Below are 19,646 nucleotides of genomic sequence, written 5' to 3'. Positions count from 1 at the left end.
TCTCAATCATCCACAGTTTTGCGTTGCAAAATGATAAGAAATAGCTCTCACTTATTTTGAATTATATCGGTATTTTAGTTTGTATTCTTAATATATGTACCCATACAAAATTTACCCAAAATCACAACCGAGTTTCTTCCATTCAAAGAATAGTCACGATTCTGTATATACAAACTTGGGTTATGAATAGAGAGAGCAAGCATATCCTTAAAGGATTGCGCCTGTATGTCACAGAGAGAATGACAAGAAAAAACATTGGGGGTGTAATTATTTGAGCCTGCTTCACATTGCTGTTATTTTGCCTTTTGCAGCTGGCATCGTTCTAGCCTTGCTACAGAGACTAATCCGTAAAATTCATCTCGGATGGCTGGTACTTGTCGTACCGGCATCGTTATTTGTTTATTTTGCAAGCCAGATTTCTGCCGTGTCCCGGCGTAACCCGGTATCCGGACAAATTCCCTGGATTCCGTCCCTAGACATCGGATTTAATCTATATTTGGACGGACTGAGTCTACTGTTAACGTTGCTGATCAGCGGAATAGGCGTGCTTGTCGTCTTTTATTCCATCTTTTATATGAGCAAAAAAGAGGCGTTAAACCGGTTCTATCTCTACTTGTTAATGTTTATGGGCGCTATGCTTGGCGTCGTATTATCCGATAATATGATCGTGCTGTATGGATTCTGGGAACTCACCAGCATTACGTCATTTCTGTTAATTGCCTTTCATTACAAGCGTAAAGCTTCCACTTCGGGTGCACAAAAATCGTTTCTGATTACGGTTTTTGGCGGATTCGCCATGCTTGCCGGATTCATGTTGATGTACTTGATGACAGGTACATTCAGTATCCGCGCAACCATTACCGAATGGGGGCATATTCAGGACAGCCCGCTGTTCTTACCGGCTCTCGTTCTTATTCTGATTGGAGCGTTCACCAAATCGGCACAATTCCCGTTTCACATCTGGCTGCCTGATGCCATGGAAGCCCCGACTCCAGTCAGTGCGTATCTGCACTCCGCCACCATGGTCAAAGCCGGGTTGTATGTAGTCGCCCGTTTCACTCCCATCTTCGGCGGACAAGGACTCTGGTTCTGGCTTGTAACTGGCGTCGGACTGCTCACACTGGGTTACGGATCGTTTTTAGCAGTGAAGAAAAACGATCTCAAGGCCATTCTTGCGTATTCCACTATCTCACAACTCGGCTTGATTATGTGCCTCTTCGGGATCGGATCTGCTGCTCTCTATTTCGGATATGGCGAGTCCTCTGCCATGTATACCGTAGCGATCACTGCTGCACTGCTCCATTTATTCAACCACGGTACCTTCAAAGCGGCTTTGTTTATGGTCGCCGGTATTGTCGATCATGAGACAGGTACACGAGATATTCGGAAACTTGGCGGTCTGGTAGCATTCATGCCTATCACATTCAGCCTGGCGCTCATCGGTTCACTGGCTATGGCAGGTATCCCGCCTTTTAACGGATTCCTCAGTAAGGAATTGTTCTTTCAAGCGATGGTACAAGTTACGGATCTTCGTATCTTTGGTTTAGGCTCCTGGAGTATTCTCCTACCTGTCATCGCGTGGCTTGCCAGCGTTTTCACACTGATCTATGCCCTGATTTTTGTGTTCAAAACATTCCTCGGTCGTAGCCGAAGTGAGTTGCCTGCCGAGAAATTACATGAAGCGCCTGTCGGACTGCTCATTCCACCGATCGTTCTAGGCGCGCTGGTCATCGGTTTTGGACTCTTTCCGGATCTGCTTTCCGGGTCACTGATCGAGCCGGCAATGGCTGCCGTTCTCCCTTCCCTGCTGAATGGGAATGAACGCTTTGATGTACATTTCTCCCTATGGCATGGCTGGACTCCACAATTGTTCATGACCATCGGTGTTGTTGTGCTCGGGGTCATGTTATACAAGTTACTGCCACGATGGAGGAATATTTATGAGCATTATCCACGGGGATTAACCATTAACAACATGTATCATGTCGTTCTCGACAATGTGCAACATTATGCACGGAAGTGGACAGAAGCCTACATGAACGGCTCGGTCCGCAATTATCTGGTTTATATTTTCTCATTCACCGTTGCGCTACTCGTTTACGCCTTCTTCCGGTCTGGTGAAAATATTACCTGGCATGTGCAGGATAATGCTCCATACTCATTCTACGAAGTCGTATTACTGGTCACGCTGATTGCAGCGGCCATTTCCATTCCTTTTGCCAAAAACCGATTATCTGCTGTCATTATGACCGGAGCTGTCGGCTACCTGGTTACACTGCTGTTCGTTCTGTTTCGGGCACCCGATCTTGCGCTGACGCAGATGATTGTGGAGACGGTCTCCGTCGCGTTGTTCCTGCTCTGCTTCTACCATCTGCCCGAGTTACAACGCGGCAAATCCAGCTCCCGGTATCTCACGGTGAATGCCATTGTAGCTGTTTCCGTTGGCGTTGTGATGACATTCGTCGCACTCGCTGCAAGCGGCACAGTATCCTTGGACAGCATCTCGGCTTTCTTTATTCAGGAAGCTTACAGTTCCGCGGGGGGGAAAAATGTCGTAAACGTATTGCTGGTGGATTTCCGGGGTTATGATACGTTGCTTGAGATTATGGTTCTTGGCGTAGCCTCGTTGTCGATCTACTCCATGATCAACCTGAATCTCGAAGCGAAGGATCTTGGAGCCCGATTGAAATTCCGTAAAAATGAGGAAAAAAAGGACGAAGAACCCGAACTTGACGATGAAGCGGACAACACGAAAAAATACGGTAACCGCGAGCGTAGTACATTGTCCTGGGATACGGTTCCTTTGCAAAGTAATGATGTTTTGTTGCAAACCACAACGAAAGTCGTTGTGTTTATCATTTTAACCTTCTCCATGCATCTGTTCTTTGCCGGACATCATAATCCTGGCGGTGGTTTCATCGGTGGACTCGTCACAGCCGCAGCCCTCGTACTAATCGCTCTGGCCTTCAGCACGGATACGATACGCAAAGCGCTACCCATCGATTTTCGAAGTTTGACAGCCATAGGTTTAGCCATAGCTTTGCTTACCGGTGCAGGTTCGTTCCTGTTCGGTGTTCCGTTTCTCAGCCAGACGTTCGGATATTTCGAACTGCCCCTGCTGGGCGAGACAGAGCTTGCTACAGCCATGCTGTTTGACCTAGGCGTATACCTCGCTGTGCTCGGCGTCACCATGACTATCATTTTACAGATCGGGGAGGATCGTTGATATGGAAATTTTGATGTGTGTGGCCGTAGGCATTTTGTTTGCGGTTGCCGTCTTTTTAATCTTGTCACGGAGCCTGCTCCGTATCGTACTAGGCATGTCCATTCTCACACATGGAGTGCACCTGTTATTAATAACGATGTCACGTCTCAAGACGGGCGCTCCTCCACTACTGGGAGAAATGGCAGAGAAATATGTTGATCCGCTCCCTCAAGCGTTGATTCTGACGTCCATTGTCATCAATTTTGGTCTGACAGCCTTCTTTTTTGTCCTTTCCTACCGTTCTTATCTGAAGCTGAGAACGGATGATATGGAAGAAGTAAGGGGGCGCCCATATGAATAATCTTGTGGTTCTTCCTATCCTGCTTCCGCTGATCACGGGTGTGATCACCCTGTTGTTCTTCCGTAAAATCAATATACAACGTTTCTTTAGCGTGATTGGTCTGTTAGCCACAGCAACGGTTTCAACCATACTCATCACACGTGTTGCGCAATCCGGTGTCTTGACACTTCATATGGGGGGCTGGAAAGCACCTTATGGAATCGTACTTGTTGCCGATATGGTCGCAGCGTTGCTGGTTGTTGCTGCTTCCATTATTGCGCTGGCTTGCCTGCTTTATGCTTTTCGAAGCATCAACAAGGAGCGGGAGCAACATCACTTCTATCCGTTCTTTCATTTTTTGATTGCGGGCGTGAACGCATCGTTTCTAACCGGGGATCTGTTCAATTTGTTTGTCAGCTTTGAATTGATGCTTATCTCTTCTTACGCTCTCATTGTACTCGGAGGCACGGAAAGACAGCTTCGTGAAACCATTAAATATGTACTGATTAATATCGTGTCTTCTGCCTTATTTGTCGCTTCCATCGGCTTCCTGTATTCCATCACAGGTACGCTGAATATGGCCGACTTGTCGGTACGCATTGCTGAAGTGGGACAGAGCGGAGTCGTCACCTTGATCGCCGTTCTTTTCCTAATCGTATTCAGCATCAAGGCGGGCTTGTTCCTGTTTTTCTGGTTATCCGGGTCTTATGCGGCTCCGCCCGCCGTCGTTACGGCATTATTCGCTGGTTTGCTCACCAAGGTTGGCCTGTATGCCATTGTGCGGACATTTACGTTGATCTTCTACCATGATCCAGACTTCTTTAATGCCCTGATCGGCTGGATGGCGGGAGCCACGATGATTCTTGGTGTGATTGGAGCGATCTCGTATCGTGATGTGAATAAAATTTTGATCTACAATGTCGTCGCTGGCGTAGGTTTCGTTGCGTTTGGTATGGCTGCTGCCAGCCGCACTGCTCTGGAAGGATTGCTGTTCTATATGCTACATGACATGTTGATCAAAACACTGCTTTTCCTGCTCGGCGGTGCTCTCATTGCTGTTGCGGGAACTTCCAGGCTCGATAACATGGGCGGATTAATTCAACGTTATCCCGTGCTGGGATGGATGTTCTTCATCAGTGCGCTTGCGCTTGCGGGTCTGCCTCCGTTCAGTGGATTCCCGGGAAAATTGATGCTGTTTGAGGGCGGCTTCGAAGCCGGACTATACGGTTTAACGGGTATTGCCGTACTCTCTAGTCTGCTCATGCTATATTCCGTGCTCCGTATTTTCATCCAGGCATTCTGGGGTGAGCCTCCAGCAGGCATGGCGAGACGTCCCTATGCGGTGAACGGGCTGCTGATTCCTGCCGGAATTCTGTTTACTTTTATCATCGTCATAGGCCTCGGGGCTGAAGGTATGTTCCAGCTCACGTCTCGCGCAGGTGATATTCTGCTACATCCCAACATTTATATTGATGCCGTATTGAAGGAGTAGATGTCTATGGCCTTTCAGATTGTACTCAATCTTATCATTACCTTTGTATGGATGTTTTTGAATAATGCCTGGAATGGTGTTGGTTTTCTCGTTGGATTTATGCTTGGATTGCTCCTGATCGGAGGCATGCGACGTTTCTTCCCGCAACGCTTCTACATCGTCCGAGTCTGGGCTATCTTCAAATTGATTGGATTGCTGTTCAAAGAACTCGTTCGAGCAAGCGTTGAGGTCATTCGGGAGATTATCAAACCACGGCTTGATATTCGACCCGGCATTTTCACCTATCGCACACAGTTATCTTCCGATTGGGAAGTGACGCTACTATGTCTGCTGATCTCATTGACACCGGGTTCACTGCCACTTGAAATCTCGGGGAATCAGCGTAAACTTTTCATTCACGCACTGGATATCAAAGACGAAGAAAAACTACGAAACGATATTCAGAATACGTTCGAAAAAGCAATCATGGAGGTGACACGTTAATGTTATCCTCATTACTGTTTATCTCACTGCTCATTCTATCTTTGGCGATTCTGGCTTGTTTATATCGTGTTCTTCGGGGTCCCTCCATGGCTGACCGGATTACGGCTCTTGATACGATCGGTATCAATGTGATCGCCATCGTGGCTGTACTCTCCATGATGCTGAAGACACAGGCTTATCTGGACATCATTTTGCTGATCGGCATTCTGGCTTTTCTAAGCACAGTTGCATTTGCACGTTATATTGAACGAGGGGCGGTGTTTAAAAATGAAGGAGATCGTTAGTGGCACCGCTGAAACGGGAATTGGGCTACTGGTGTTGCTTGGGGCCCTCCTTAGTGCACTCAGTGCCTTCGGACTCCTTCGTCTGCCTGATGTATATTTGAGAGCCCACGCTGCCACCAAAAGCATGACACTCGGCGTGTTTTGTGTGCTCAGCGGTGCATTTTTCTTCTTTTGGTATTTTGACAACTATATCAGTGCTCGCTTGCTACTCGGTATTTTGTTTGTTTTCATCACCGCGCCTGTTGCGGGACATCTGAACGGCCGTGCGGCCTACCGCACCGATGTGCCTCTCTGGGAGCAAAGTGTGCAAGACGAGCTTGAACCGTTGTTAAAAGGAAAAAAGATGAATCACGAAGCAAAGGATATGATGGAGTAGCTTATATAAATTTAATGAATAGTTTACACGGAACACTCCGATGACAGAATAACCTTCCGATCGCTGTTATCCCCGGATTTTTTTTATTCCCTTTTCCAAAGGGGAAAATCCGGTGATAAAGGCGAAGCGTATGCTTCCGATGTTAGCTTTCTTTCAGAAAGCTTTTGGCTTCGCTTCTTCAGGTTTTTTCTGTCTTCTCCGTTAATGTGTAAAAAATAATTCAACTTATATAGTGGCGAATAATAAATAATAAAAATCCCCCGGAGGATGTGTCGCTTCGTAAGCGGCTTTCCTCCGGGGGATTTCTGATATAACCTAATATGTTATCTATACTACGATACAGATCGAGCGTATTAATAACTCGTTATTTGTTAGAAACCGTTTAAGCCTTGGCGTTTCAGATCCGCAGCCACGATTCGGGCAAGCTGTGAAGCCCCTTGCCGGTTCGGATGCAAGCTATCGCCATTCATGTACAGAGCAAGCGTAGCTGACGGCCCAATGGAAGTGAAGTATGCCGAGCTGAGCTTGTTCAGATCCACGAGCGTTACTCCCTCTTCCTGTGCCAGTGCACGTGTAGACGCGTTATACCATCGGTTCTCGGCTTGATGCACATTGGCCGAATTAAAGTCTGTTGCCCGCCCTTGAGGCGTCGAGAGAATAACGGTTGCGCCTTTGTTTTTCGCCAGACGAACCATATCACGCATGATTTCTTTGAACTGAGCCTCAGTTGTGTTGTTTTTAGCGTTTGTATCATTAATTCCGAGCTGCAGAATAAAATAGTCACCCGGTTTGATATACTTCAGAATCGCTTCCATCTGACCATCATCACGGAATCCTCTGGCAATCTGCCCGCTTGTGGCCATGTTACGAACCTGGAAAGTTGTATTGTTTACATAAGAAGGAAGCAATTGCCCCCAGCCCCCCTGTACGCTGCTACCAAGAGGATAATAGTTGCATACCGTTGAATCTCCACCAATATAGATCGTACGGTTCGTGACAGGCTGGTTCGACAGTTTCCGAATTTCAAGGGCACTTAACGTAAAGGCAGTTCCCGCTTTTCCTTCCGTTACCAGCAGATTCAACTGTCCGTCTGTCACGGGAATCTGGAATTGATCCGTTGCGCCGTTGCCCGTCATATTCATGATCTGATAGACCCCTTCGGCTGCCACACTAGCTCTGGCGGTGTTACCCAGAGTCACTTTGACCTCATACAGACCATTCGGCAGGTCAACATTGAAGGTGTTATCACTTTTCGTACCAAATTTCAGAAATTGAACGGCATCACTTGCAACACCACTACCTGATGCGGAAACATTTTTCATATTAGCCGGAGTGTTGAAACCATAACCCCTTGCAGCTGTATAGGCCGTTGTGGCAGACACTCCAGTATATCCGTTCGCCACTGCTCCTGCACCAAAATCGAATTTGTAATGATCCGATGCCGCCTCGGCTACGTCTACTCTGTCACTTCCTAATCCAACCGCGATCATACTCGTAGCAAGTACAGTACATAACATCATTCGTAAAGAAGTTGGCCATTTCATCATACAGTGCTCCTCTCGAATTCAAATGATACGATTTTGTACCCATCACATTCCAGATCATGATGAAAAATTACGATTACTACGATTACAATACCTGTTCAAGCCAATCATAAGCTTTTGCACCACTAATCTCATGTCCACCGTCGAAATAATCGGCATCCAGTGCTCGTCCTGCACCAGCATGCTCATAGATCATTTTCAATCGTTCGTGAGCCTCCCGTGCGGAATGAAGCGGAAATACAAGATCTTCACTTCCAATCTCCAGAAATAGAGGACGCGGAGCAATCAGACCAATGATATCCGGCAGCTCTGCTTCCTGCAGAATCCCCGGAATGTAGTTGTCGAGGCAATGATTGCGATCCAGAATGCTGCCATGAAACGTACTTGCGTAACCACTGACAACGACCACTTTGCATCGTTCGTCCAATGCTGCCGTGAAGGCTGTAACCAGACCCCCACCGGAGATGCCCATGCTTCCGATTCGCTCCGAATCCACTTCAGGTCGAGTGGATAAATAATCAAATACTCGTGTGGTTTCATAAACCCGATGTCCTGCGAGCGTTTTACCCACCATAAGCAGATGTGCGGCGATCTTCGTACAGGAACTTACGCCCGGGGGCGCCTCTCGATCCTCATCCAGTCTTCTGTCCCCAAACCCAAGCAATTCTGGGGCGGCCACAACGTACCCACGCTTCACGAGCGCAACGGCAAAATCTTTGTGTAATCCAGGCTCCCCTGCCCGTGGCGAACCATCCGGCTCCATTCCGCAAATCTCCCGGCTCCCATAGCCGTGTCCATGACAAGCAACAATAGCAGGCCTCTTTACATCGGTAGCGCTTACATTATCAGGGATTAAAAGATAAATAGGCATCCGTAACCCCGAGTAGGTTGTGATCTCAATCCGCTCCCGGATGTAGCCATCACATGGAACACGTTCCAGTACGACAGGGTTCAATGCAACGGGCATCATTGGAAAATCGCCCAGCTTTTCTTGGATACGTGTACGCAATTGATTTTGCCATAACTCCAAGGGTTGATCTGCATCAAACGCAGAACGACCTCGAAGTGTGGTTTGTTGCTGCAGATAAGCTTCGATTTCGGACATGTTTCTGTGTACCTCCTATAGGTGCTGGAATGATGCTAATGATGAATTGTAAAATTTGGTAACCCCTATCTATTATAGTACTAGAAGTAACATCGTCGCCACCTTTAGTTTACGGCATTAGACCACTTTTTCGACTTTAAAATATCCCATTATTAACTTTGAGAAAAGTATAGCCATCACGAAGATTCCCAAACTTAACCCAACATAACGAAAGTCCAGACCACTGAAATCCATCCGAAGGACGTTTACCGCTGGAAATGCCGCGACAATGCCAACCAGAATCAATATGCGATAAACCTTCAATATCAGTTCACTTCCATGTGTTGCCCATACGATAGCGTTCGCAAGATACAAAAAAGCAGCTATGCCGAGCAGTATCGTTAACGCAGAAGAAAACAGACTGACGGATCCTACCGAACGGAATCCGAGTACAGTGAAAATACACCAGATTAGTATCCCATTAATCATGGACATAACAACAACACGAATCAACGCGAACAACCAGACAGCAAGCATAAAACCCAAGTTTTTTTCGGCCTTTTCTTTAGTGAAGAACTGTAAAATATGGGGAATGCCTACGTATAAAGCAAACACAAGTGCAGACGACAGGAAACCAACAGTCATTAAGCTATTCGTAAACATCAATCGATGTTCACGTGTCTCATTTAACTTATGAAGTAGCGGAACCATACCCTCTATAGATAAACCAAGATTCGCTTCCAGCTCCCCCAACTGACTGATTGTAAAAATAAAAAACATTCCCAGCATCAACACCTGCATGGTCAGTGATCTTTTCCAATGAAGAGTTTTAACATCTTTGCGTAATAACGGCAACATTTACAGCCCACCTTTTCTCAAATTGTTACTTAATCTCACTCTCGAATAGTGGCTTGTTTGATTTTTTTGTAGAAATCCTCCAGCGAGTTTTTTTCCTTGAAAAATTCCTCTACTTCAATGCCATGTTGTAATAAGAGTTGTAGAAGATGCTTGACAGATCCTGATCCCGACATAAAAGATACAGACTGTTCATCCTGATTCACTACATAAATACCCTTTACATTATGAAGAATCTTTACCGCGTGTTGCGGGTTACTGCAAATAACGATGTAACGTTCGGTCACTTCTGTTATTGTCTGAATGCTCTGATCCGCCACGATTCTTCCTCGATGAATCATCACAACCTGATCAGCGATTTTCTCCAGATCAAATAGATCATGAGAACTAATGAGAATTGAAGTACCTTGATCCGAACAGATCGCACTTAGTTGGTCTCTCAAAAAAAATTTAGAATCCGGGTCCAGCCCGTTAAAGGGTTCATCCAGAATTAATAACTCTGGATTGTGTAACAATTCACGTATAATCCTGAGCTTTTGCTTCATTCCTTTGGAAAAATGCCCTACCTTCAAGGAAGTCTTCAATTCAAACTGTTGCACAAGTCTGTTGTAGCGTTCTTCGATTCTCGCTCTGGGTATTCCACGGAGTCGTGCGAAAAACAGTACATTCTCCCAGGCTGACATCTCACCATACAATCCGCCCTCATCGAAAACAACTCCCAAACGGTTTCTGCTCCCCTGACTCATGTGATAGGCTTGCTCTCCAAACACCGCACATATTCCCTGTGTTGGAGGATACAGACCTGTAATACAACGAATCATAGACGTTTTGCCCGCACCATTCTCCCCGATCAAAGCTGTGATTTGCGCCGGACGGACAACCATATTTACATTATGAAGTACAGGCTTACCCTGTAAGCTCAAGTTCAAACCATGTATTTCCGCCACTTGAGAGCTCATATTTTACCCCTCCTGAGTATTCCAACATGCATATGATAGGGTAATGATATCTATTTTCATAGGATGAAAATCACTATTTTTTTCTAAATTAGTTAAATAAAAAAGGAATATTCCAAACCTAGATTCAGGTTTCAGAATACCCTTGATATATCTAGAGACGACTGAATTCTCGTGGCTACAAATCCCCTTCTTTATTTACCTACAATCAGCCAGGCATCCACCAGTTCCATCTCCCCATCAGTTTCATCAAGGACGGAACAAGCACAAGACGGATCAGCGTCACATCGATAAATACAGCTGCTGTGATCCCAATGCCTAGCTGTCTTACCCCTTCAACCTCGGCAAAAGCAAATGGAACCGTTACCGCCAGTAAAATACCTGCTGCAGACGTAATTAAACGCCCCGTTGAAGCCAAGCCTTGTTGAACCGCTGTGTCACTGTCTCCTGTTTGTCTGTACACTTCCTGTATCCGGCTCAACATAAAAACACCGTAGTCCATCGATATGCCGAATACCAGCCCAGCAATAAAAACAGGAATCATGATGGCTATGGACGATACTTCCATTCCCAGATGACCCTCGTTAAAGACCCATACAAGTATGCCAAACGAAGCGGCCAGACTAAGCAAGTTCATCAGAATTGCTTTTAGTGGTATTAGTAGAGAACGGAACGCGAGTAGCAACACCAGATAATTGCTTACCACGACAAATACAAGGACCTTGGGCAACTGTTGCGCAATTTCATACTTGATCTCATCCTCATAAACCGCTTCGCCGCCATAACGAATTGGAATACTCTCTGTCTGGGCTATTACATCATCTGCTCTTGTCTGCCCCAGCCATTCTTTCATCTCATCTGAACCCGCTTCCCCATATACACCAACCGTTAAACGAATAAAAGAATCCGAAATGCCCCCTCGGGAGTCAATACTCACCACTCTTTCATCCTGTTGAAACTTGGTTACTTTGTGTTCGGCTATCTCCCAGTGAGAAGCTGTTAACGGCTCATCCTTTTTCCCGATGATAATATCGACCCGAGCAATATGTTCCTGACCGAAATTTTGCTCGATCTGCTCAGATGCTTGACGGGACTCCATTCTGGATGGTAAAGAAGAAGCATCGGGAACGGACAAATCCATCCGTGTAACGGGAAACACGCAACACAATAGTAACGTTGTGCCTGCGAGCCCCATCCGTACAGGACGTTTCATAACAATCGCTGACCAGCGGTACCAGAAAGTGTGTTCAAGTGTGTTATCCTTTGTTTGTTGTCCTGTAACGCTGGATGTGCGTGTTACGCGAGCAAATAATCGGTCTGTACTTAGGGAAAGAATAGCGGGTAACAAGGTTACATTTAACATCAAGGCCAGCACAAGAACAATAGTAGCCCCAAGCGACACACTGAGAAACATAGGTAGCCTGATCCAGAGCAGACCCAGCAAGCCCAGAAACACACATGCCGCTGAGAACAGAACCGCTCGACCAGCTGTGCCCAATGTCCGTTCCAAAATTTCGCGTTGGTTGATGCTGTTGCGCTCACTATTTAACTTGCCCGTACTTGCGTAACGCTGCTTTAATTCCTCCCTGTATCTGCTCAGAATAATAAGTGCAAAATCAATACTGAGCGCCATACCCACCATTGGAATCACGTTAATAATAAAGTTGGAAAGTTCCAGATAATGACCCAGCAAAGACGTTATGCCCATCGCCGTAATCACTGCACTGATCCCCATCATGACAGCAATACATGCCGCATACAGTCCTCTGAATGCAAAGCAAAGAATAATGAATGCGATCGGTAGCCCCACGATCTCTGCTCGTTCTAAATCCTGAAAGCTCAGTCGATTTACATCCTGTTGCACCACGGTTTTTCCTGTAAGTTGCACGGTTCCAGGCACATCAGCTTGCTTGTCCACTTCAAGAATCTCTCGTAATTGAGCAAGTGGATGCTTCATCCGGTGAGGTGCGATGTCCATGTGTACCAAAGCGTAAGCCTGATTATCACGCAGCATTCTTCCCTCTGTGTTTAGATCAAAAGGGGAAACCACTGAGGATATCGCTGGCAATGCGCGGACTGCGGCAAGCTGTTCTTGAATCCACGTCTTGAAGGATATCTCAGAAGTATTCCGGTGTTTATTAAAAAGTAACACGACCGGATCAGGCGGGGAACCAAATTCCTGGTTCAATATCTGTTCTACGGCTTGGGCTTGCCCCCCAGCCAGCTTTAACCCGTGATCCTGAACCATGTCAGGCAACTTCCATGCCCAGGCGACCGACATCCCGATGATAAATACCCAACAGATGATAATAAACCAAGGATATCGACTAATGAGAGCAGCCAAGCTTCGATATCCCATCCCCAAGCTCCTCTACATATAAATTGGATTTTAATTACGGTTAGCACCATAAGATATGCTTTATGTAGTACAAGTCTATTCATGACCAAACATGATTATGTTCCTAATGAAACAAAGACAAATAGCCTCATGTATTTGCTACATGGGGCTGTTCGTCCTAGCGGTTTCATTTCATATCCAATTATTCGGGGCGAATAACCGTGAATCGATCACCCAGTTTGGCATAATCATTACCTGCCAGACGACTGACCGGTTTTAACTGATCCATCAAGATATACCCTTTATCTGCAAGATAGACCTTTTCGCTAAAATGATACTGCACGATACGAACCAGAAGCAGGTCACTTACAGGCACGCCTTCATCATTCGAGATCGGAATATGCTGATACAGCTTACACTCCATCCGGATCAGCGCTTCCTGAATTCCGGGTACAGCGACCACGGAACTGGGAACAGTTGTCAGACGAGTTCTTTCCAATTCACTTTCATGCGGCTCCAGTAAAGCCGCCGTTTCATTGACGTCTTCAATAATGTCTTCGTCACAAATATGCACAACCAGTTCATTATGGGCGAGGATATTGCGTGCCGTATCCTTCATTACGCCATTTTTACGTCCCACCGAGATAGATAACAATGGCGGATCAGAGCTCACCACATTAAAAAAGCTAAATGGCGCGGCATTAATAATTCCATCATGATCTGAGAGCGTAGTTACAAAGGCAATTGGACGCGGTACGATTGAACCGCTCATTAATTTATAATTATCTTTAGCCGTGAGTTCTTCCGGATTTAGTGAATACATATGTAAGTCCCCTTTCCTAGTCGCATGCATGAGGCCGATCCTCATCTTCGTAATCTTCTGCTTTCTTCTTCGTTATTATATATGCATACCGTCCATAAAAACAAAAATACTTGCATAGACTTGCCGGCAAGATAATTATTCCATTTTCATTGCTCACGTTTAATACACACTTGTTAAACAATCACAACTAGGCGAATACCGTCATAGACTGTTTTCAGAATAAGATGACAGGAAGGATGTTCTTGAACATGAACCATGTTTATTACCCTTATGCAGGTTATTATGATGGTCGTTATACAAGTTACGGCGAAGAGCGTTCCATTCAATTCCCTCCACTCTTCCCAGGTGGAGGCAGTCTCCCTGGAGGGCAAACCCCGCCAGGCATTCCCGGAAGCCCGGGTTCCTATCCTCCTTTCATTCCTGGTGCAGGAACCCCTCCTGGTCCCTATTTCCCTGGCGGCATACCGGGTCCTGTTCCTGGTCCGGGCCCAGCACCAGGTGTGCCAGCACAGCTAGCTCAGGGGAATCTTCCTTCCTTGCTAAGTGCCTATCCTCGCCCGGTGGGTCAGCCGCCTGCCGAGATGTTATTTTTGTATAACCTTATCAAAAGCAGTCCTGGTCTGCTGCCACTCTTCCTGCAGCAGCAACCGCAAAGCTTGACACAAGCCGTTCAATTTGCACAGACAGGTGCGGCCGCGCCTCGTGATCAAGAGCAGCGTGTACTCCCTAACTTCTGTTATAACCGGTGGTCGCTCGTGTTTACGTATAATGATGTGTATTTAATGTGGCCTGCCATTAATTTGTTTGGCTTTGTTGTCGGCTATTTCTATCCATACCAGACACCAGGAATTCTGCTCAACACCCAAATTTTGTTCGCCCTTTGTTGATTGGCAGGCAGACTAAAAAAACGGCCCGCATTGGAAGAATATGCTTCCCTGCGGGCCGTTCCTGGTTATACCAAAGCACTATGCAGTTGTAGAAATGGACTGTTTCGGTTTGCTTCTGCCGATCATGACAACATACAAGAACAATGCCCCCAGATCAGCACAGGCGATCACAATTCCCATTGGCACGGCTGTATGTTCTCCTCCAAGACCCACGAGTGGAGCAACGAGTCCGCCAAACAGAAAGGTCATAACACCAATCAACGCTGATGCACTTCCAGCGGATTTCGCCTGATCCGCCATAGCCAGCGCGAACGACGCTGTATTAATCAACCCCACGCTGGATACAACCATGAATAAGGGTATTAGCACTGAAATCAGCCCGCCACCAGCAAGGATCGCGATAAGTAAGGAAGTTCCCCCGACTGCCGCTATAAGTAATCCGGCGATTAACAGCCGTGTCTCTGATACCTTACCGGCAAGCCGGCCTGCAATCTGGCTGGCAAGAATAATGCCAAGTCCATTGATGGCAAAACATATACTGAACATTTGAGGGGACACCCCGTATATTTTCTGAAGCACAAATGGTGATCCCGATATGTAAGCGAACATGCCTGCCGCTGCGAAACCTTGCGTTAGAGCATAACCCATAAAACGGCGATTCCTCGCTATGCTGCCAAACGTCAGCAACGTCTGCTTAAGCCCCCCGCTCGATCTTCTTTGTGCCGGAAGTGTCTCGCCCAAACCAAAGATGACCGCGAGAAGCGCGAGCACGCCGATAAGACTTAGCAAAATAAATACGCCTCGCCATGAAGTATACGTCAGGATTTGTCCACCTATAATCGGTGCCGCGATAGGTGCCACTCCGTTAATAAGCATTAACAGAGAAAAGAAGCGGGTCAGTTCTGGACCCTCATATACGTCCCTGACCACTGCACGCGCGATGACAATCCCCGCCGCTCCGGCCAAACCTTGAATAAAACGTAACACAACAAACGAGCCCATCGATGGGCTGATAAGGCATAATATAGACGCAATTGTATAAAGCACAAGTCCGGCAATCAGAGGCATTCGGCGACCTCTCACATCGCTTAATGGCCCTGCGAGCAACTGACCCAGCGCAAGCCCGATCATACATGCTGTCAGGCTAAGCTGAGCATATGAAGTGGACGAGCCAAATTCATCCGCCAGCGTTGGCAGGGCTGGCAGATACATATCCAGAGACAGCGGTCCGAATGCGGAGAGCGTCCCGAGAATTAGCGCCATTCTCACTCTTGGCGTAGCCGTGGTGTGTAATGAAGCTACTGCTTTACTTTTCATCCCAAAGATGTCCCTTTCGTTCCAATCGTGTTGCCATGTTCATTTTTAGTTTTCTCCGCCTCCAAGCAATCTTAGCAAGTTGTTCGGCAGGGTGAACTGTTGATTATTGATAATAATCCGGCGTAACTCCTCCTCATCCCGTTCGTTCTCGGCGTCCTTGATCTCCTGGATCTCACGGTGCAAACGTTCCATTTGGTGATCCAATGCGTTGGCAGAATCCGCCGCACTTTTCAGTTCTCTTGTTAAATGTTCCGGAACATCTTTGTTGTATTTATAAAAGATTTTATGTTCAAGACTTGCCCAGAAATCCATCGCAATCGTACGAATCTGAATTTCCACACAGGCACGTTCCTCGCCATTGGACATGTATACCGGCACTTCAACAAGCAGATGCAAACTTTGATAACCGTTCGGTTTCGGATTTTGGATGTAGTCTTTCACTTCGAGCACACGCAAGTCACTTTGGTTGCACAGCATATCCTTAATCCGATAAATATCAGAAATGAACGAACATGTGATGCGTACACCGGCAATATCCTTAATATTTTGCTTGATGCTTTCAAACGTCAGCTCATGATTTTTACGGAACATTTTATTCATAATGCTCTCGGGAGACTTCAATCTCGACTTGGTATGCTCAATCGGACTGTAGTCATGAAGGGACTGGAACTCTTCTTTCAGCACTTCTATTTTGGTTTCCATCTGATCCAGCGCAAATTTATAGATCATCATAAATCGTGTAATTTCGTATTTGAATTTCTTGAACTGGTCAATCGGATGCGGAGCATTCATCATCAGTTTCTTCCTTTCTTTTGACACCACTATGATTTGATAACCAACTTGTATACATTCGTATGAACGCTGGTCTTATGACATGTCTTCTATATCATTATAAAACATCTGACATGAATAAACGAATTTTAGAAATGGACGTGTGCCGCTTTGGTTCAGATTTCGTTTTGATGAAGGCGGTGCAATAGCTGTATACTGGAGAAGTTATGTTTGCTTGAAAGGACGGGAAAATATGAATCAAAATCATCTCCAGAAATACGCCATGTTACTGCTCTGCATGTCAGCCGGTATGGTCGATGTCATCGGGTATCTAGGGCTTGGGCATGTACTCACAGCCAATATGACAGGAAACATCGTGTTGCTGGGTATCGCTATTGCCCGTGCTCAGGAGTTTGTTGTACTGCGGGCTTTGCTCGCCCTTATCGGTTTTATTGCGGGGAATGCGATCGCGGCACATATGCTTGGAAAAGTCAAAATCAAAAATGGCTGGTCCCCGCGGGTCACTGCCGTATTTACCGTTGAAAGCATACTACTTCTGCTGTTTGCAATCCTTATGATCACTCCCTTTTCCGAGCAATTATCCTATCTGTTAATTGTACTGCTTGCAGTGGCCATGGGGATGCAAACAACGGCTGCCCGGAGGATTGGTATTGCGGGAATCTCGACAACGGTGCTCACCAATAATCTGGCGGCGGTGATTGAAGATGCTGTAAGCATTCTTCATCGGTTAAGACATGCCAATATCCGCTCCTTGGTCAAAGCGCTGTCTACAGACGCCTACCTGCGTGCAGGCGCAGTTGTGATCTATCTCGGCGGGGTCATCATCGCAGCATTGCTTTTCCATCATGTGCCACTAGTAGCGGTCTGGGTTCCTGTACTGGTCATTGCCGGCGTAACACTCCAGGCAAGATTCACGTCTTGGGGCAAAGAATTAGAGCTACATCGTAATCCGGAGTGAGAGGACATTTGCGATGATGCGCTGCTGAAACACGTTCATAATACTGAACAATTTATTTAAGAGTGCATGGCAAGTGCTTCTTGCCTGATCCATTGAACCAATTGTTTTGCTGCTGGCGACAACTGTTCTCCTGCCCGTGTACAGATGGCAATCGTATTCTGTAACTGTACGTTTTGTACATATACACGGGCAAGTTTACCTTGATTAACGTCCTCTCTTACAACAAGGGATGAGATGAAATTAGCGCCATATCCTGCCTTTACTGCGCTAATCGTTTCGTTTAATCCGTTGAACTGAAGTGTTATTCGTGGGGAGGGCAGGTTATTGGTCGTGCACAAGGCAGCCAGTCGATCTCGTGTTGCACTGCCTTTCTCACGCATGATGAATGGCTCAGCCATCATCTCGTGCAATGTAATGTTTTGACCTGCATACGGATGATCTGGATGCACCACAAACCACATTTCATCCTCGAATAACTTATCCCAATGCACACCCGGATGACTGACTCCACTTCCTCCGTATATTGCAATCTCGGCTTCATAACGAAGCAACTGGTCAAAAGCCATCTGTGTATTGCTTGTGCTTACGACAAGCTCAACATCCTCATGCGTTTGCTTGAACGTGGCAATCCAACTCGGCAGCAAAAAATTGGCCGGCAAGTAAGTCGCCGTAAGACGAATCAGTCCTTTTCTCCCCTCCCTCATGTCTTCTACAAATTGTTCCACCTCCTGTTCCAGCATAAACAAACGCTCGGCATATTCCATTAAATGTTTCCCTGCATCGGTAAGCACAAGTTTTCGTCCTTCGGAACCAAACAGCCCTATGCCTAGTTCACGCTCAAATCGTTTTACCTGAGAAGAAACCGCAGGTTGACTGATATTCAATTCTTCCGCAGCCCGGGTAACTCCGCCGTACCTCACAATGGCGTGAAACAATCGTAATCCATGCAAATTCATACAACTTCTCCCCCTTCCTTACTTACTGGCGTAATGATCCAACATTTTATCCATCACATTATATAACTTAATTATATATTAACATACAAAATATATATTTTATTTATATTTCAATCTCCTCTATAGTTGAATTATAAGAAATACAAATGCATCCAAACAGAAAGGAAGATGTGTAATGAGTAAGCATGAATTGAATAATAGCCAGGTTAACCAGCCCGCCCGTTGGAATGAGGTCGATCATTATATAAACAGCCTTCTTCTTCCAAACGACAAAGACTTGCAAGCTGCACTTGAAGCCAATGCAGAAGCAGGGCTACCGTCACATGATGTCACACCGAATCAGGGAAAGTTCCTTCAGCTATTATTGAAAATACAGGGGGCTTCGCGCGTACTGGAGATTGGAACTCTAGGTGCTTACAGCACCATCTGGATGGCCAGAGCTCTGCCGGATCATGGACGAATTGTTTCGCTGGAGTCAGAACCTAAACATGCGGAAATTGCTCAAGCCAATCTGACCCGAGCCGGGCTAATGCACAAAGTAGACCTTCGAGTAGGCCCGGCACTAACCTCCCTCCCAGATATTAAGGAAGAGTACCCTGAACCCTTTGATCTGATTTTCATCGATGCTGATAAACCGAGCAATCCGGATTACCTGAGATGGGCTTTGCGTCTGACACGACCAGGAAGCTTGATCATCGGAGATAATATTATCAGGGATGGGGAAGTCATTCACTCTGACAGTGAAGACCCGAGAGTTCAAGGGGTTCGAACCTTCCTCGAATGCATCGGAGATCACCCTCATCTTGAAGCCACGGCACTGCAAACCGTGGGCAGTAAAGGATACGATGGATTTGTGATTGCTCGTGTCACAGATGCCCCTGTAACAAAATAAACAGTGGTCAATTCTTCCGAAAATCTGCCTTTCCTGTTACACTGGTATCACTGCACAGGCAGAC

At 46.3% G+C, this 19,646-nt stretch carries 18 protein-coding genes; 9 read left to right on the top strand and 9 right to left on the bottom strand.

The genetic code is table 11. The annotated features are described in order from the left end of the window. Positions 1–271: 271 nt before the first annotated feature. The 6 genes from Q9R46_RS08070 to mnhG are packed head-to-tail and all read left to right on the top strand — an operon-like array spanning position 272 to position 6,180. Positions 272–3,226 carry a Na+/H+ antiporter subunit A gene (locus tag Q9R46_RS08070; protein WP_311279574.1) on the top strand — a complete coding sequence of 985 codons (2,955 nt, stop codon included), beginning with the start codon at positions 272–274 and terminating at the stop codon, positions 3,224–3,226. Between the two features lies 1 nt (position 3,227). Beyond that, entirely contained in the window at positions 3,228–3,566 is a 339-nt protein-coding gene (locus Q9R46_RS08065; protein WP_090920602.1) for a Na(+)/H(+) antiporter subunit C, read from the top strand. Next, the gene (locus Q9R46_RS08060; RefSeq protein WP_311279573.1) at positions 3,559–5,037 is read left to right on the top strand and encodes a Na+/H+ antiporter subunit D; all 1,479 of its coding nucleotides are present in this window, start codon (positions 3,559–3,561) and stop codon (positions 5,035–5,037) included. The genes Q9R46_RS08065 and Q9R46_RS08060 overlap by 8 nt, the downstream gene beginning before the upstream one ends. Positions 5,038–5,043: 6 nt before the next feature. Further along, positions 5,044–5,520: a Na+/H+ antiporter subunit E gene (locus tag Q9R46_RS08055; protein WP_311279571.1), complete on the top strand. Its 477-nt coding sequence runs from the start codon at positions 5,044–5,046 to the stop codon at positions 5,518–5,520. Further along, positions 5,520–5,804 carry a Na(+)/H(+) antiporter subunit F1 gene (locus Q9R46_RS08050; protein WP_090920611.1) on the top strand — a complete coding sequence of 95 codons (285 nt, stop codon included), beginning with the start codon at positions 5,520–5,522 and terminating at the stop codon, positions 5,802–5,804. The genes Q9R46_RS08055 and Q9R46_RS08050 overlap by 1 nt, the downstream gene beginning before the upstream one ends. Continuing rightward, the gene (gene mnhG, locus Q9R46_RS08045; RefSeq protein WP_145330250.1) at positions 5,788–6,180 is read left to right on the top strand and encodes a monovalent cation/H(+) antiporter subunit G; all 393 of its coding nucleotides are present in this window, start codon (positions 5,788–5,790) and stop codon (positions 6,178–6,180) included. The genes Q9R46_RS08050 and mnhG overlap by 17 nt, the downstream gene beginning before the upstream one ends. Before the next feature lie 371 nt (positions 6,181–6,551). On the opposite strand, the gene Q9R46_RS08040 is transcribed toward mnhG, so the two are convergent. The 6 genes from Q9R46_RS08040 to Q9R46_RS08015 all read right to left on the bottom strand — a co-directional run bounded on the left by Q9R46_RS08040 (position 6,552) and on the right by Q9R46_RS08015 (position 13,780). Then, positions 6,552–7,670 carry a rhamnogalacturonan acetylesterase gene (locus Q9R46_RS08040; RefSeq protein ID WP_311280974.1) on the bottom strand — a complete coding sequence of 373 codons (1,119 nt, stop codon included), beginning with the start codon at positions 7,668–7,670 and terminating at the stop codon, positions 6,552–6,554. 139 nt (positions 7,671–7,809) lie between these two features. Further along, positions 7,810–8,829: a dienelactone hydrolase family protein gene (locus Q9R46_RS08035; RefSeq protein ID WP_311279570.1), complete on the bottom strand. Its 1,020-nt coding sequence runs from the start codon at positions 8,827–8,829 to the stop codon at positions 7,810–7,812. Between the two features lie 117 nt (positions 8,830–8,946). Next, the gene (locus Q9R46_RS08030) at positions 8,947–9,666 is read right to left on the bottom strand and encodes a hypothetical protein (protein WP_311279569.1); all 720 of its coding nucleotides are present in this window, start codon (positions 9,664–9,666) and stop codon (positions 8,947–8,949) included. 35 nt (positions 9,667–9,701) lie between these two features. Then, positions 9,702–10,622, bottom strand: a complete 921-nt coding sequence (locus tag Q9R46_RS08025) for an ABC transporter ATP-binding protein (protein WP_311279568.1) — start codon at positions 10,620–10,622, stop codon at positions 9,702–9,704. A gap of 205 nt (positions 10,623–10,827) precedes the next feature. After that, positions 10,828–12,978 (bottom strand): MMPL family transporter, encoded by a 2,151-nt coding sequence (locus Q9R46_RS08020; protein ID WP_311279566.1) that lies wholly within the window; start codon positions 12,976–12,978, stop codon positions 10,828–10,830. 181 nt (positions 12,979–13,159) lie between these two features. Further along, positions 13,160–13,780: a flavin reductase family protein gene (locus Q9R46_RS08015; protein WP_311279565.1), complete on the bottom strand. Its 621-nt coding sequence runs from the start codon at positions 13,778–13,780 to the stop codon at positions 13,160–13,162. 248 nt (positions 13,781–14,028) lie between these two features. Here Q9R46_RS08015 and Q9R46_RS08010 point away from each other — a divergent pair, with 248 nt between their 5' ends. Then, positions 14,029–14,667 (top strand): hypothetical protein, encoded by a 639-nt coding sequence (locus Q9R46_RS08010; protein WP_311279563.1) that lies wholly within the window; start codon positions 14,029–14,031, stop codon positions 14,665–14,667. A 78-nt stretch (positions 14,668–14,745) separates the two neighbouring features. Here Q9R46_RS08010 and Q9R46_RS08005 read toward each other — a convergent pair whose 3' ends face one another. Together Q9R46_RS08005 and Q9R46_RS08000 are read right to left on the bottom strand one after the other, a co-directional pair. Then, the gene (locus Q9R46_RS08005; protein WP_311279561.1) at positions 14,746–15,984 is read right to left on the bottom strand and encodes a multidrug effflux MFS transporter; all 1,239 of its coding nucleotides are present in this window, start codon (positions 15,982–15,984) and stop codon (positions 14,746–14,748) included. 45 nt (positions 15,985–16,029) lie between these two features. Then, positions 16,030–16,776: a GTP pyrophosphokinase gene (locus Q9R46_RS08000; RefSeq protein ID WP_311280973.1), complete on the bottom strand. Its 747-nt coding sequence runs from the start codon at positions 16,774–16,776 to the stop codon at positions 16,030–16,032. Positions 16,777–17,008: 232 nt separating this feature from the next. Between Q9R46_RS08000 and Q9R46_RS07995 the strand changes: the two genes are divergently transcribed. Then, positions 17,009–17,734 carry a YoaK family protein gene (locus Q9R46_RS07995; RefSeq protein ID WP_311279560.1) on the top strand — a complete coding sequence of 242 codons (726 nt, stop codon included), beginning with the start codon at positions 17,009–17,011 and terminating at the stop codon, positions 17,732–17,734. 56 nt (positions 17,735–17,790) lie between these two features. Here the strand turns inward: Q9R46_RS07995 and Q9R46_RS07990 are convergent, their stop codons facing one another. Beyond that, positions 17,791–18,690, bottom strand: coding sequence for a LysR family transcriptional regulator (locus Q9R46_RS07990; protein WP_311279558.1), 900 nt, complete (start codon positions 18,688–18,690; stop codon positions 17,791–17,793). A gap of 175 nt (positions 18,691–18,865) precedes the next feature. Between Q9R46_RS07990 and Q9R46_RS07985 the strand changes: the two genes are divergently transcribed. Next, the gene (locus tag Q9R46_RS07985; RefSeq protein ID WP_311279557.1) at positions 18,866–19,582 is read left to right on the top strand and encodes an O-methyltransferase; all 717 of its coding nucleotides are present in this window, start codon (positions 18,866–18,868) and stop codon (positions 19,580–19,582) included. The last annotated feature ends 64 nt before the right edge of the window (positions 19,583–19,646 follow it).

It is taken from the genome of Paenibacillus sp. RRE4 (genome assembly GCF_031844205.1).
GTDB lineage: Bacteria > Bacillota > Bacilli > Paenibacillales > Paenibacillaceae > Paenibacillus > Paenibacillus xylanexedens_B.
Note: the sequence above shows the minus strand (reverse complement) of the source record. Positions and strands in the feature narration are given on the sequence as shown.